Annotated in this window: 12 protein-coding genes; 7 read left to right on the top strand and 5 right to left on the bottom strand. The window is 60.7% G+C overall.

What is annotated here, in order from left to right:
* The first annotated feature begins 15 nt into the window (after nucleotides 1-15).
* Complete coding sequence (gene frc / locus PQQ86_RS21800) at nucleotides 16-1,266, top strand: formyl-CoA transferase (RefSeq protein ID WP_408196209.1); 1,251 nt, start codon at nucleotides 16-18, stop codon at nucleotides 1,264-1,266.
* A gap of 109 nt (nucleotides 1,267-1,375) precedes the next feature.
* The gene (locus PQQ86_RS21795) at nucleotides 1,376-1,807 is read left to right on the top strand and encodes a PAS domain-containing protein (RefSeq protein WP_408271460.1); all 432 of its coding nucleotides are present in this window, start codon (nucleotides 1,376-1,378) and stop codon (nucleotides 1,805-1,807) included.
* Nucleotides 1,808-1,810: 3 nt separating this feature from the next.
* Here PQQ86_RS21795 and PQQ86_RS21790 read toward each other — a convergent pair whose 3' ends face one another.
* Nucleotides 1,811-2,425: a TetR/AcrR family transcriptional regulator gene (locus PQQ86_RS21790; RefSeq protein WP_408279290.1), complete on the bottom strand. Its 615-nt coding sequence runs from the start codon at nucleotides 2,423-2,425 to the stop codon at nucleotides 1,811-1,813.
* Nucleotides 2,426-2,508: 83 nt separating this feature from the next.
* Between PQQ86_RS21790 and PQQ86_RS21785 the strand changes: the two genes are divergently transcribed.
* A complete protein-coding gene (locus PQQ86_RS21785; protein ID WP_408271458.1) occupies nucleotides 2,509-3,642 on the top strand; it encodes an MBL fold metallo-hydrolase in 1,134 nt (377 codons plus the stop codon).
* Nucleotides 3,643-3,681: 39 nt separating this feature from the next.
* Here PQQ86_RS21785 and metE read toward each other — a convergent pair whose 3' ends face one another.
* Complete coding sequence (gene metE, locus PQQ86_RS21780; protein ID WP_408271454.1) at nucleotides 3,682-5,961, bottom strand: 5-methyltetrahydropteroyltriglutamate--homocysteine S-methyltransferase; 2,280 nt, start codon at nucleotides 5,959-5,961, stop codon at nucleotides 3,682-3,684.
* A 106-nt stretch (nucleotides 5,962-6,067) separates the two neighbouring features.
* Here metE and PQQ86_RS21775 point away from each other — a divergent pair, with 106 nt between their 5' ends.
* Complete coding sequence (locus PQQ86_RS21775; RefSeq protein WP_408271453.1) at nucleotides 6,068-6,976, top strand: LysR family transcriptional regulator; 909 nt, start codon at nucleotides 6,068-6,070, stop codon at nucleotides 6,974-6,976.
* Between the two features lie 104 nt (nucleotides 6,977-7,080).
* Here PQQ86_RS21775 and bfr read toward each other — a convergent pair whose 3' ends face one another.
* Complete coding sequence (gene bfr, locus PQQ86_RS21770; RefSeq protein ID WP_408196199.1) at nucleotides 7,081-7,557, bottom strand: bacterioferritin; 477 nt, start codon at nucleotides 7,555-7,557, stop codon at nucleotides 7,081-7,083.
* Between the two features lie 184 nt (nucleotides 7,558-7,741).
* Nucleotides 7,742-8,941, bottom strand: coding sequence for an aminotransferase class V-fold PLP-dependent enzyme (locus PQQ86_RS21765; protein ID WP_408271450.1), 1,200 nt, complete (start codon nucleotides 8,939-8,941; stop codon nucleotides 7,742-7,744).
* 299 nt (nucleotides 8,942-9,240) lie between these two features.
* Between PQQ86_RS21765 and PQQ86_RS21760 the strand changes: the two genes are divergently transcribed.
* Nucleotides 9,241-9,963, top strand: a complete 723-nt coding sequence (locus PQQ86_RS21760; RefSeq protein ID WP_408271447.1) for a response regulator — start codon at nucleotides 9,241-9,243, stop codon at nucleotides 9,961-9,963.
* Nucleotides 9,964-10,121: 158 nt separating this feature from the next.
* Nucleotides 10,122-11,429, top strand: coding sequence for a TAXI family TRAP transporter solute-binding subunit (locus PQQ86_RS21755; RefSeq protein WP_408271445.1), 1,308 nt, complete (start codon nucleotides 10,122-10,124; stop codon nucleotides 11,427-11,429).
* Here the strand turns inward: PQQ86_RS21755 and PQQ86_RS21750 are convergent.
* Nucleotides 11,410-12,561 carry a peptidyl-alpha-hydroxyglycine alpha-amidating lyase family protein gene (locus PQQ86_RS21750; protein ID WP_408271443.1) on the bottom strand — a complete coding sequence of 384 codons (1,152 nt, stop codon included), beginning with the start codon at nucleotides 12,559-12,561 and terminating at the stop codon, nucleotides 11,410-11,412. The genes PQQ86_RS21755 and PQQ86_RS21750 overlap by 20 nt on opposite strands.
* Nucleotides 12,562-12,856: 295 nt before the next feature.
* Here PQQ86_RS21750 and PQQ86_RS21745 point away from each other — a divergent pair, with 295 nt between their 5' ends.
* Entirely contained in the window at nucleotides 12,857-13,369 is a 513-nt protein-coding gene (locus PQQ86_RS21745) for a DUF3455 domain-containing protein (RefSeq protein ID WP_408271440.1), read from the top strand.
* The last annotated feature ends 10 nt before the right edge of the window (nucleotides 13,370-13,379 follow it).

Genomic DNA, 13,379 nt, shown 5'->3' with positions numbered 1-13,379 from the left:
CACGGAGATAGCAAAGTGACCAAACCACTCGAAGGCATCAAGATCATCGACTTCACCCACGTTCAGGCCGGCCCCGCGTGCACCCAGTTGCTCGCCTGGTTCGGCGCCGACGTGATCAAGGTTGAAAGACCGGGTTCGGGCGACGTGACGCGCAACCAGTTGCGAGACATCCCCGACGCTGACGCGCTGTACTTCACGATGCTCAACAGCAACAAGAAGTCGCTCACGTTGGACACGAAAAAGCCCGAAGGCAAGGAAGTACTCGAAAAGCTGATTCGCGAATCCGACGTGCTGGTCGAAAATTTTGGCCCGGGCGCGCTGGACCGGATGGGTTTTTCATGGGAACGCCTGAACGAACTCAATCCGAAGATGATCGTCGCTTCGGTGAAGGGTTTCAGCGACGGCCATCACTACGATGACCTGAAGGTCTACGAAAACGTCGCGCAATGCGCGGGCGGCGCGGCCTCCACCACCGGCTTCTGGGACGGTCCGCCGACCATCAGCGCCGCGGCGCTCGGCGACAGCAACACCGGCATGCATCTGGCGATCGGCATTCTGACCGCACTGATTGGACGCGACAAAACCGGCAAAGGCCAGAAAGTCGCGGTGTCGATGCAGGACAGCGTGCTGAACCTGTGCCGCGTGAAGCTGCGCGACCAGCAGCGGCTGGAACGCGTGGGCTATCTCGAGGAATATCCGCAGTATCCGCACGGCGAGTTCAGCGACGTGGTACCGCGCGGCGGCAATGCGGGCGGCGGTGGTCAGCCGGGCTGGGTACTCAAGTGCAAGGGCTGGGAAACGGATCCGAACGCGTATATCTACTTCACGATCCAGGGTCATGCGTGGGAGCCGATCTGCAAGGCGCTCGGCAAACCCGAATGGATCGACGATCCCGCCTACAAGACCGCCGAAGCACGTCAACCGCATATCTTCGAGATCTTCGGCACCATCGAAGGCTGGCTCGCCGACAAGACCAAATTCGAAGCGGTCGACATCTTGCGCAAGTTCGACATTCCGTGCGCGCCGGTGCTGACAATGAAGGAGCTGGCCAACGACCCGTCATTGCGCGCGAGCGGCACGATCGTCGAAGTGCAGCACAAGAAACGCGGTTCGTATCTGACGGTCGGCAGTCCGATCAAGTTCTCGGACATGAAGCCGGAAGTGACCGCCTCGCCGCTGCTCGGTGAACACACGGATGAAGTGCTGGCGAGCCTCGGCTACAGCCGGCAGGACATCTTCAACCTGCACGAAATCAAAGCGGTTTAATGGTGTTACGCTGCGAGCCTGTGTGTAGGCTCGGGGCTGTGGATACGGCGCCCCTCAGCGGGCGCCGTATCCCATTCAAGGATCTGCGGTTTTACTTCCGGGGAGCGCCATGCAAAGCGCTATCGACTTCGAGCAACTCGTCAACGCAATCGGCGACGCGATCATCATTTCCGATGCCGCCGGCAGCATCACATTATGGAATCCCGGCGCTGAGCGCATGTTCGGCTTTACGCAGGACGAGGCACTGGGAAGGTCGCTGGACCTGATCATTCCGCAACGTTTACGCGGCCGCCATTGGGACGGTTATCACAAGACCATGGCAACGGGCGAAACCCGCTATGGCAACGACGTGCTGCGCGTCCCTGCCGTGCATAAAGACGGGCGGTCACTGTCGATTGCCTTTACGGTTGCGTTGCTGCATTCGCCGCAAAACGAACTCACCGGCATCGTCGCCGTGATCCGCGACGAAACCAGCCGCTTCCAGGAGGATCGCCTGCTGCGCAAGCGTCTTGCAGAACTGGAAGCGTCCGCGGGCGCGTGAGCGTCATGCGTAGCGCGCAAGAAACATATCGGCAGCAGATTCCGCGACGTGCCTTTGTTCATCCACGCTGAGGGGGGGCTGGCCCATCGTCACCTGCGGCCAGAACGCGAACGCTTTCACCAGGGCCTGCAACTGCTGCGAGGCGAACATCGGGTCCGACGTCTTGAGGCGGCCATCGGCAGCGGCTGCGCGAATCCACACCGTCAGGTCTTCTTCGCGCTCGCCCATGCGAGCCACCATGTCGCGCGCGCGTTCCTGCGAATGAATGCCCGCCGCGATCGCAACGCGCGCCAGCGATAGAAAGGCCTCGTTATTCAGGAGGGCCAGCTTTTTAAACAGAAGCTGGAGCAACTGCGCACGCAACGGATACGCGGCCGAATAAGCCGTCACCTCTCCCGTGTCACTCGACTCCCACAACTGCCCCAGGATCGCCGCAAACAGCGCTTCCTTGCTTGGAAAATGGTTGTAGACCGTCCGCTTCGAGACGCCCGCGCGTGCCGCGATACGGTCCATGCTGGTCGCGTCGAAGCCGGCCGCGAGAAATTCTTCGATTGCCGCCCCAATTACAGCGGCGCGCTTGCGGTCGGTCAGGCGGAGGGTGGGTTCACTGGTGCTCATCATTAAATTTTACACCGGGCAGTTTACTTTTCTCGAAAATAAACTACACTCAACAGTCTACTTTCTGTTTCGAGGCTGCCCGCATGACATCGTTCACCGGTTCTATTCGCCGCGCCTTGGGGCTGACGGCTGCGCAACGCGGGCGGGAATCGTTCGATATGTCGGCTCAGCACGACGGCGAGCGCTTTCGTAACGTCAAACCGCGTCCTGTCGAAGGACTCGGGAAGACCTTAAGCATCGTCTGGAATATTTTGCTCAACAAGCCGGCCGGCACGACGCCCGCAGGCGCCCTGCCCGTCGATGCGCTGTCGCCAGAACAACTTCAGGCCGCACCGGACCGGAGCCTGTATCGCCTCGGGCATTCCACCATGCTGCTCAAGCTGCGGGGTCAGTTCTGGTTGACCGACCCCGTCTTCGCCGAACGGGCATCACCGTTCCGGCGCTTCGGTCCAAAGCGCTTTCATGCGCCGCCCATTGCCCTCGAAGACTTGCCGCCGCTGCGCGGCGTGATTCTGTCGCATGACCACTACGACCATCTGGACCGCGAAACCGTGCTGGCACTCGCTGCGAAGACAGGGGTGTTCCTGACGGCGCTCGGCGTCGGCGACCGTCTGATCGAGTGGGGTATCGACGCGTCGAAGGTCCGCCAGTTCGACTGGTGGCAGGGCGTCGAAATCGACGGCCTGGCGTTCACGGCAACCCCGGCGCAGCATTTCTCCGGCCGCAGTCTGTTCGACGGCAACAGCACCTTGTGGGCTTCGTGGGTCATCGTCGATGACGCGCTGCGCGTGTTCTTCAGCGGCGACACGGGCTACTTCGACGGATTCAAGGCCATTGGCGAACGGCTGGGTCCCTTCGACGTGACGCTGCTCGAAACCGGCGCCTACGATGCGCAATGGCCGTACGTCCACATGCAACCCGACGAGACCGTCCAGGCCCACGTCGATCTGCGTGGCCGCTGGCTGGTGCCGGTTCACAACGGCACGTTCGATCTGGCGATGCATCGCTGGCAGGAACCGTACGAGCGCGTGACCGGGCTCACCGCCGCGCGCGGCATTCCGCTGTCGACGCCCCGCATGGGCGAGCGGCTGGACCTGGCCTCGCCGCACCGCGGCGAGAAGTGGTGGCGCGAAGTCGCCGAGACCGCGAGTGCGCGAGAGTCCAGGACACCGCTGCGCCGGTTCTTCTGCCGCCAGGCCCGGCAAGCGAATTCGTGAGGTCAACGACCTCGCGCAGCGTGCTCTCAGCTAGCTTGATCAGATGCCCGCGCGCAACGTTTTAGCTGCCGCAACCATGTTCTTCAATGCAGGGATGACTTCTTCCCACGCACGGGTCTTCAGGCCGCAGTCGGGGTTCACCCACAAGCGCTCAGCCGGAATCCGTTCAGCCGCCTTGCGCATCAGATTCACGATGTGCTCCTGGCTCGGGATATTCGGCGAGTGGATGTCGTAGACACCCGGGCCGATCTCGTTCGGATAATTGAAGTTGTCGAAGGCGTCCAGCAATTCCATGTCCGAGCGCGACGTCTCGATCGTGATGACGTCGGCGTCCATATCGGCGATCGAAGCGATGATGTCGTTGAACTCGGAATAGCACATGTGCGTGTGGATCTGTGTCTCATCCTGCACGCCATTTGCCGTGATACGGAAGGATTCCACCGCCCATTGCAAATAGTCGTTCCATTGCGACTTGCGCAACGGCAGGCCTTCACGCAGCGCCGCTTCGTCAATCTGGATCACCCGTACACCCGCCTTCTCCAGGTCCAGCACTTCCTCGCGAATCGCCAGCGCCAACTGATAGCAGGAAACCGAACGCGGCTGGTCGTCACGCACGAACGACCAGTTCAGGATCGTGACCGGGCCGGTCAACATGCCCTTCATCGGCTTGGCGGTCTGCGATTGCGCATACCTGATCCACTCGACAGTCATCGCCTTCGGACGGTTGATGTCGCCGAACAGAATGGGCGGCTTCACGCAACGCGAGCCATAGGACTGCACCCAGGCGAACTGGCTGAACGCGTAACCGTCGAGCTGTTCGCCGAAGTATTCGACCATGTCGTTACGCTCTGCTTCGCCATGCACGAGCACGTCGAGACCCAGCGCTTCCTGTTCCTGCACGCTGCGCGCAATCTCGTGCTGCATCACCGTCTTGTAGCTGGCTTCGTCCAGTTCACCACGCTTGAACTGGCTACGCGCCTGGCGAATTTCGGCGGTTTGCGGGAATGATCCGATGGTGGTGGTCGGGTAAGCCGGCAGGTTCAACAGCGCAGACTGCCGGGCGGCACGTTGCGGATAAGCGCTGGCACGACGTCCCAGCGCGGCATCGATCTTCGCGATCGCGTCCTTGACCGCCGGGTTGTGAACGCGCGGCGACGTGCGACGGCTCTGAATGGCGGTCTGATTTTCGGCAAGCGCGGCTTGCACCGACTCGCGCCCGTCGTTCAACGCCTTGGCGATGATCTTCAGTTCGTCGAGCTTTTGCAGGGCAAAGGCGAGCCACGAACGGATTTCGTGATCGAGCTTCTGTTCGCTGTTCAGGTCGACCGGAACATGCAGCAATGAACACGACGGCGCGATCCACAGGCGAGCCTGCAATGTTTGATGAATCGGCGTCAGCCATTCCAGCACCGCGTTCAGGTCGGTCTTCCAGACGTTGCGGCCGTTGATCACGCCAAGCGACAGAATCTTGTCGGTGGGCAACCGTGCGACGACCTGCTCGACCTCGCTACGGGCGTTGACCGCATCGACATGCAGACCTTGAACCGGCAACCCGCAAGCAAGCGCGAGGTTGTCGCGCAGTTCGCCGAAATAGGTTGCCAGTAGCAGCTTCACCCTGGTGGTCTTCAACACGTCGTACGCGGTGACGAAAGCGTGTTGCCATGCCGGGTCAAGCTCGGTGACCAGCGCCGGCTCATCGATCTGCACCCATTCCACCCCTTGCGCCGCCAGTTGCTCGAGCAGGGCCACGTACACAGGCAACAGGCGCGGCAACAGCGCGAGCTTGTCCGAATCGTCCTTCGCCTTGCCGAGCCATAGATACGTCACCGGTCCGATGATGACCGGCTTGGCTTTGACGCCAAGCGCGCGAGCCTGGTCGAGTTGATCGAGGAGGCGCGACGCGTCGAGCGAGAACTCGGTCGACGCGTTGAATTCCGGCACGATGTAGTGGTAGTTCGTATCGAACCACTTGGTCATCTCGCCGGCCTGCACGCCGCAACTGCAGGCGCAATCATGCGCGGAGCGGCCACGTGCAACGCGAAAATAATTGTCGAGCGCGTCGCCCTCAAAACCCCGGACCCGTTCCGGGATATTGCCCAGCATGAAGCTCGTGTCGAGCACCTGGTCATAGAACGAGAAGTCGCCAACCGGAACCTGATCGAGGCCGGACTGGTTCTCCCAGTGGCGCTGACGCAGTTGGGCGCCCAGGCTTTTCAGTTCGTCGCGCGACGACTGGCCTTTCCAGTAATGCTCCTGGGCGAACTTCAGCTCACGCTTTGCGCCGATGCGGGGGAAACCCAGATTGTGTGTCGTAACCATGGTGATGAACTGCTCCGAAAATGAACGGCTCGATCATAGGGTGGATGGCTCATGAAATATAATGGCATTATTTCATTGATCAATTAGTTTTCTTCATGGACTCGCCATGCTCGAACGAACCCATCTGACGATCATTCGGGAAGTGGACCGCCAGGGGTCTCTGACCGCGGCGGCCAACGTGCTATGCCTGACGCAATCGGCGCTGAGTCACACCGTCAAGAAGATGGAACAACAGCTCGGCACCGCCGTGTGGGATCGCGAGGGCCGAAACCTGCGCCTGACCCAGGCGGGTCAATATCTGCTGGCGCTTGCCAACCGGGTACTGCCGCAAATGGAACACGCGGAAGAACGGATGAAGCAATACGCCCAGGGACAGCGCGGCACGCTTCGTATCGGTATGGAGTGCCACCCCTGCTATCAGTGGCTGCTCAAGGTGGTCTCGCCGTATCTCGCGCGCTGGCCGGACGTGGATGTCGACGTCAAACAGAAATTCCAGTTTGGCGGCATTGGCGCGCTGTTCGGTTACGACATCGACATTCTGGTCACGCCGGACCCGTTGAGAAAACCCGGTCTACACTTCGAGCCGGTGTTCGATTACGAGCAGGTGCTGGTGGTCGGCCTCGGGCACCGACTCGCGCAGTTGCCCTTTATTCCGCCCGAGGAACTTGCGGATGAAGTCCTCATTACGTATCCGGTGGAAATCGATCGGCTGGATATCTATAACCAGTTTCTGATGCCGGCGAACGTCATGCCGAAGCGCCACAAGGTCATTGAAACAACCGACATCATGTTGCAAATGGTGGCCAGTGGACGGGGCGTTGCCGCGCTACCGCGCTGGCTGGTGGAAGAGTACGCAGGCAAGGTTGCCATCAGTCCAGTCAGATTAGGCAAGCGAGGCATCGCCAAGCAGATTTTTCTCGGCGTGCGCGAGACAGACGCGGCGATCGATTATCTGAAGGCGTTCGTCGAACTCGCGCGCGAATCGGACTGGAACGCGACCGAAAAAGCCGGCTGATCGGCGGGCGTGTCTGGAGAATTCGATGCGTTGATGGGCGGCGATAGTGCGTGACGGCGCATTGCTGATGGCCGGTTCATATAGCCGCCCGCGTCTCGACGAATTCACTCCGGTGAATCCATTGCCGATTGCTGATAGTTCTGAATCCCCACCTTGTCGATCAACGCCAGATTGGTCTCGAGCCAGTCGATATGTTCCTCGGTGTCGTCGAGAATATGGGTAAGGATCGCGCGTGACACGTAATCGCTAACCGTCTCGCAGTAGGCAATGGCTTCCTTGCACGTTGCCTGCGACATCCGCTCGAGCTTGAGGTCGCACTCAAGGATTTCCTGCGTTTCCTCGCCGATCAGCAATTTGTGCAGGTCCTGCAAATTCGGTAAGCCGTCCAGCACGAAGATGCGCTCGATCAGCAGATCGGCGTGCTTCATCTCGCCGATTGATTCGTCGTACTCGTGTTTGCCGAGACTTTTCAGGCCCCAATGACCATACATTCTGGCGTGCAGAAAGTACTGGTTGATTGCGGTCAGCTCATTCTTCAATTGCGCGTTCAGGTATTCGAGTACCTTGGCATCTCCTTGCATACCGCCTCCTCTATTCGCTACGCCACGCCGCTCAGGCAACGCACTTCACGTGATGCTGTCTGGTGCATGGCATCACGCTGCTCATGTGCGGCACCCGTTAGCGCAGCATAGTGCATGGCACGCCTGACCGTACGAATGAGAATTGGTATCGCTTCAGATCCAAGCAAACCCAACGCGCGAAGGGTCACTGGATTGCCAACTTGCGGATTCCATCCAGCAGTCTGCCAATTTCCGCCTCGGTAGTCAGATAGCTGACCGACGCGCGCGCGATCTGCTTAAGTCCTCTGGATTCCATATCAAGAGGCGTGTACGGGACACCGTTACTGCCGATTGAGACACCCTGATCCGCCAGACTGCGCTGCACCGACGCAGCTTCCAGACCCGCTATGTTGAACGCCACCAGCCCCGATTGCTCCCGGCCCTGGTCCAGCACCGTCACACCGGGGATCTCGGCGAGTTGCCCGCGCAACGCGCGTGCCACGCTGTCGATCCGCGCGCGAATATTTTCAACGCCGATCTCCAACGCCTCGTCCAACGCGTTAGCCATGCCGCAATGCAGCGCCAACGATGGTTCCGCCGACTCGAAACGCACCGCGTCGTCCCGCAAGACAGGTTCGCCGTCAGCACCCAGCGGCGCGGATCGCATGTCGACGAAAGCCGGCGTCAGGCGGGACAGAAAGTCCTCCCGCACATACAACAGGCCCGTGCCTCTCGGACCACGCAACGCTTTGCGGCACGGACCGGTCAGGACATCGCAACCCACCTCGGCAACGTCGATGGGAAGCTGCCCAATCGCCTGGGCGGCATCGACGAAGTAGGGAATGCCGTGGCGGCGTGCGACCTGCCCGATCGCCGCAGCCGGATTGATCAGTCCGCCGTTCGCCGGCAACCAGGTCAGCGTAATCAGGCGCACACGGTCGTCAAGCATGGCCTCCAGCGCCTGCGGATCCACGGCGCCGCGGGAATCGGACGGAATGACTTCGATCGACGCCCCTGCGCGCTGCGCCGACAGGCGCATGGCCGCCAGATTCCCGCCCCACTCGTGACGCCCGACCAGGATCCGCTCGCCGGCTCTCCAAGGTCCTAGCGCGGCGAATGCGGGCCCCCAACCTGCCGAGTTGCCGGTAGTCAGGGCGATCTCCGCCGGACGGGCGTTCAGCAGCCGCGCAGCCAGCGAGCGAGCGCGCTCGGTCTGCTCACGTCCGGCTACGCCGGCTTCCATCGGCCCCGTCGTGGCTTCGAGCCAAAGGTGAGCGCGCATCGCCTCCAGCGTGGCGGACGACGGCAGCGAGGCCCCCGCGTGATTGAAATGCGTGGTGCTTTGAGCACCGGGCGTGAGGGCGCGCAACGCGTCCACGGCAGCAGGCGAAAGAGGAGAAAGCATGGTCGGTAATGGGCGAGTGGGATGCATCGGACATGGGAGATAGGAGTTTGCCATGCTACGCCACCTGACCGGGAAGGCGCTGGCCTGCCGCCCTCGATCGATTCCACGACCTTTAAAAAAAGCCGCATTCAGCGACGGATTCCCGCAGGTTGCTCCGTTAAAGAAGCTGAAGCACAACGTTCGCGGGTCACGAGCAGTCTGACGGCACTGAAAGCTGGCGCGGCAAACCAGCCGTCGTGACGTGGCGGCCAACGTTATTGCAACCCTGATTGCCGGCCTATGCGTTCGATTTCCCTACTATGACAACTCAAATATTGGTCGTTGACGACGATGTCGAACTACTTGGGTCGCTGGCCGATTTTCTCGGACGGGAAGGCATGGCGGTCTCCGTATTGCACGAGGTGAGGTCGCTCGGGGAACACATCGAACGGAACCCACCCGATCTGATTGTCCTCGACCAGATCATGCACGGCGTGAATGGCCTCGCAGCGCTGAGCACGCTACGCGCAGCCGGCAACACGGTCCCCGTGATTCTGGCCTCGGGACCCGACGACATGGACCGGATCGTGGGCCTCGAAATGGGCGCGGACGACTGCATCGGCAAACCCTTCAATCCGCGCGAACTCCTTGCCCGCATGCGAGCCGTATTGCGACGACGAACCCTGTCTGCCTCGGCCGCCGCGCGGGAAAAACACGAAGTCGTCGGATTCGGCCCATTCACGCTGGACCTTCAGTTGCGCGCGCTCAAGACGGAGAACAACCGGCTCACGCTATCGGCGGGTGAATTCGCGCTGCTTAAGATCTTCGTCAGTCACCCCATGCGCACGCTTACGCGTGAGCGCCTGCTTGAATTGCTGCACGGCCCGGAAGACGATCATACCGGCCGTGGAGTCGATGTCCAGGTGTGGCGGTTGCGCAGGCTTCTCGAAGCGGACCCTTCCGCGCCGAGGTTCATTCAGACCGTCCGCAGTCATGGTTATGTATTTGTGCCGGACGGCGCGCAACCGTCCTCGACGCACTGAGTCTTCACTCATCGCGGTGGTCGCAACCTCGAGTGCGGATATGGACAAGGCGTCCACGGCACTGCATTATCCATGCTGGCTGTCAGACACCACCAGCGCGAGAGAGGCGAACAATGCCCAGGCACAACCCAGCGCTTCATCGCAACGAAAAACGCCCCATGACCCCGGGTCGCCGGCGGCTTCTCATCGCCGGCGTGATCGTGCTGATCGCCGCGTTTGGTTGGGGGCTTTGGGTCATACTCGAGCCCGCCTTCCGGCACACCATCGTCATCACAACCGGCGCAGACAACGGGATCTATCGCGGTTTTGCAGATCGCTATGCCCCTATCCTGAAGCGTGACGGCATCAAGCTCGATATTCGCAGTTCGTCGGGGTCGAGTGAAAACTATCAGCGGCTGAATGACCCCAACAGCGAATACGAGGTGGGCTTCATCCAGTCCGGCACCACCAGCCCGAAAGATACCGATCACCTGCAGACGATCGCTGCCGTCTCCTATGAGCCGATCTGGGTGTTCTACCGTGGCGAGTCCACCATCACCCGGCTGGCACAACTGCGTGGCAAGAGAGTTTCAATCGGTGTTCCTGGCAGCGGCCTGCTGAATGTCTCCCAGGTATTGCTCGGATACAGCGGTATCACACGGGACAATACGACGCTGCTCCAAATGGACGCCGTCAAATCCTACCAGGCCCTCGAAAACGGTCAGCTGGATGCCGCTTTCTTTATCGGCAGGCCCGATGCGCCCATGCAGACAACGCTGCTGAACAGCGATCTCAAGCTGATGAGTTTTGTGCAGGCCGATGCGTTGATACAGAAATTCCCGTCGCTATCCAAGGTCATTTTTCCGCGCGCCGCAACCAGCATCGTCAATGATCTGCCGCAAGCCGACGTCACGCTGCTCGCCGCCACCGCCTTGCTCGTCGCCAAAGACACACTGCACCCTGCGCTGGTCTACCTGTTGCTGGACGCCGCTAAAACCGTCCACGGTGGCGAAGATTACTTCACGCCGCTTGGCGTGTTTCCCAATCTGAATACCGCGGATTTTCCGGTTTCCGAAGAGAGCGAGCGTTACTTCAAAACGGGCCGCCCCTTCCTGCAGCGCTACCTGCCGTTCTGGCTGGCCAGCTTTATCGAACGACGTCTGCTGATCCTGCTCCCGTTCATGGCTTTATTGCTCGGCCTGCTGCAGGCGCTGCCGCGCATGGCGGAGGCACGCATAAAAAAACGCCTGGTTGTCTGGTATCGCGAGATCAAGGCGCTCGAAGACGAAATATGGAAAACCAGCCACCCAACGCCGGACCAGATTGCGCAATGGCAGGACGAGATCGAACACATCGATGCCAATGCCAATCAGATCCGGATGCCGCAGCGTTATTTCCAGGACGTGTATGCACTCAAGCAGGCGATTGCCGTAGTCCGGAACCGGATTTCCCGCGTCGCGGACCGGGCTACGACGGGCGCAGCATGAGCTTCTGGACTCGCCAGTTCAGCAACTCAGCAACAAACAGCACGTTCTCGGACGGACAGGCCATCTGGTGAATCCAGCCGAACTGCTTCAGTTGCTTGCCGGATTGCCCCAGCATGCCAAGCAGTTTTCCTTCGAGCGTCAGTTTGTAGATCCGTCCCGGAAACGCATCGGAACAGTAAAGCACCTGATTCGGACCGGGAGAAATGCAGATCGCCCACGGTGAGCCTGGTGCAAAGGTGCCGGCGGCTATCGTGGCTTCATCGGGAACGCTGCCGATCGCGGGTTGGGCGCCGGACGGGACCGGCACGTCGATGGTGAACTGCCGCTGGAAATTACCCTCGCCGTCGAAAACCTGAATACGACGGTTGCTGCGATCGGCAACATACACGAGGCCTTTGGCATCGACAGCGATACTGTGAGGCGTATGGAACTGACCCGGCCCCGTCCCACGCTCGCCCCATGATTTGAGCCAGTTGCCGTCCTTGTCGACTTTCGCCACACGGGAGTTGATATATCCGTCGCTGATATAGGTGTTGTCAGCGCTGTCCCACGCGACGTCGGTGACCTGCCTGAAGCGTCCCGGCTCTGCCGGCAAGGGCGGATTCGGATGTTTGAGCGGACCCGTTTCCTCGTCCGCCGCCTCCTGCTTACGACCGAAAACCATGGCTACGCGTCCCTCCGGCGTGAACTTGATCACCATGTCGGAACCCTTGTCGGTCACCCAGATATTGTCGTGCCGGTCGACCTTCACCGTATGCGCAAACGACCAGGCATACAGGTTGTGGCCGATTTCGCGGACGAAACGACCATCTGGTGCGAACTCGAGAAGCTGGGCCGCGGCCGCGCCGTAGGCTGGCCCAATCGAATTGCCGCGCGAGAGTACAAAAATATGCCCCTTCGAGTTGAAGCTCACGCCCGAACACTCGCCGAAATAGACGTCGCGTGGGAGATGCAGCAGATCGGGAACCGACTCGTAAGCGATGGTCGGGACAGAGTCCGCGTAGGCGAGGCTGGGGAAGATAGCAAGCGCCGCGGCGCTTTCGGCCGCCAGAGTGAGGAAGCGGCGGCGGCTAAAGGCAGCGCTTGGAGAGTCGCTGCAGCATAGACAAGAGTACGAGTGCTGATCGTTCATTGGCTTGCCTCCTTTTCGCTTGCTGTGCGGAACAGCAGCGTTGTCGGTTTTCGCGCCGATGCATGCGGCATGTCCGAACAACAGGCGCGGTAGGTCTTGCACGCCGAGGATACACCGAGTAGCCGCGACTGATCGGAGTCAGCTGATTGGAGTCAGGTTAACCGAGGTGACGCACACACAGATTCCTGGCGCATATAAGATCACGCGTAACATCTGTAATCTGTACGATTCAGTTCACTGGTCGTACTCAACGACCGCAACCGCCATGCACCACGTGTCACTCGAGGTCATATCCATGCTCAGGAAAGTTTCGCAAGCAAGCTTCGCAACCATCGCCGTATCCCTGCTGACCGCGTGTGCGACGCCGCCAGCAAGTCCCCCAAGTGCATCCATCGATCCACCTCAAGCTGAGCGCGTGATGACGCTCGCTGCGTCCGGTGTACAGAACTATTCGTGTGAATTCGACGCGCAGCATCAGCTGGGATGGGTGTTCAAGAGCCCACTGGCAACGCTCTACGATGCGAGCGGCCACGCTACGGTCCGGCACGGCGCGGGGCCGTCCTGGGAAACGGAAGATGGCAGCCGGATCGTCGGCCACGTGCTTGCACAGCAGCCCAGCGAAACGCGGGCGAGCATTCCCCAGCTACTGCTCGAAACGCATAGCACGGCCGGTAGCGGCCCACTGTCAGCGGTACGGTATGTGCAGCGCTTGCATACCGTCGGCGGGTTAGCGCCAACGGCACCATGTTCAACGGAACATCAAGCCGGAAGCTCGCCCTATCTCGCGGACTACGTGTTCTACCGATAGCCGCCCAGGC

The sequence above is a fragment of the Paraburkholderia sediminicola genome (assembly GCF_046026675.1).
Taxonomy (GTDB): domain Bacteria; phylum Pseudomonadota; class Gammaproteobacteria; order Burkholderiales; family Burkholderiaceae; genus Paraburkholderia; species Paraburkholderia sediminicola_F.
This window is presented reverse-complemented; position numbering and strand designations above follow the sequence as displayed.

What these genes read in the sequence shown, in the direction of transcription:
- PQQ86_RS21795 (WP_408271460.1), top strand. Translation starts at nt 1,376, where the DNA reads ATGCAAAGCGCTATCGACTTCGAGCAACTCGTCAACGCAATCGGCGAC.
- PQQ86_RS21790 (WP_408279290.1), bottom strand. Translation starts at nt 2,425, where the DNA reads ATGAGCACCAGTGAACCCACCCTCCGCCTGACCGACCGCAAGCGCGCC.
- PQQ86_RS21785 (WP_408271458.1), top strand. Translation starts at nt 2,509, where the DNA reads ATGACATCGTTCACCGGTTCTATTCGCCGCGCCTTGGGGCTGACGGCT.
- metE (WP_408271454.1), bottom strand. Translation starts at nt 5,961, where the DNA reads ATGGTTACGACACACAATCTGGGTTTCCCCCGCATCGGCGCAAAGCGT.
- PQQ86_RS21775 (WP_408271453.1), top strand. Translation starts at nt 6,068, where the DNA reads ATGCTCGAACGAACCCATCTGACGATCATTCGGGAAGTGGACCGCCAG.
- bfr (WP_408196199.1), bottom strand. Translation starts at nt 7,557, where the DNA reads ATGCAAGGAGATGCCAAGGTACTCGAATACCTGAACGCGCAATTGAAG.
- PQQ86_RS21765 (WP_408271450.1), bottom strand. Translation starts at nt 8,941, where the DNA reads ATGCTTTCTCCTCTTTCGCCTGCTGCCGTGGACGCGTTGCGCGCCCTC.
- PQQ86_RS21760 (WP_408271447.1), top strand. Translation starts at nt 9,241, where the DNA reads ATGACAACTCAAATATTGGTCGTTGACGACGATGTCGAACTACTTGGG.
- PQQ86_RS21755 (WP_408271445.1), top strand. Translation starts at nt 10,122, where the DNA reads ATGACCCCGGGTCGCCGGCGGCTTCTCATCGCCGGCGTGATCGTGCTG.
- PQQ86_RS21750 (WP_408271443.1), bottom strand. Translation starts at nt 12,561, where the DNA reads ATGAACGATCAGCACTCGTACTCTTGTCTATGCTGCAGCGACTCTCCA.
- PQQ86_RS21745 (WP_408271440.1), top strand. Translation starts at nt 12,857, where the DNA reads ATGCTCAGGAAAGTTTCGCAAGCAAGCTTCGCAACCATCGCCGTATCC.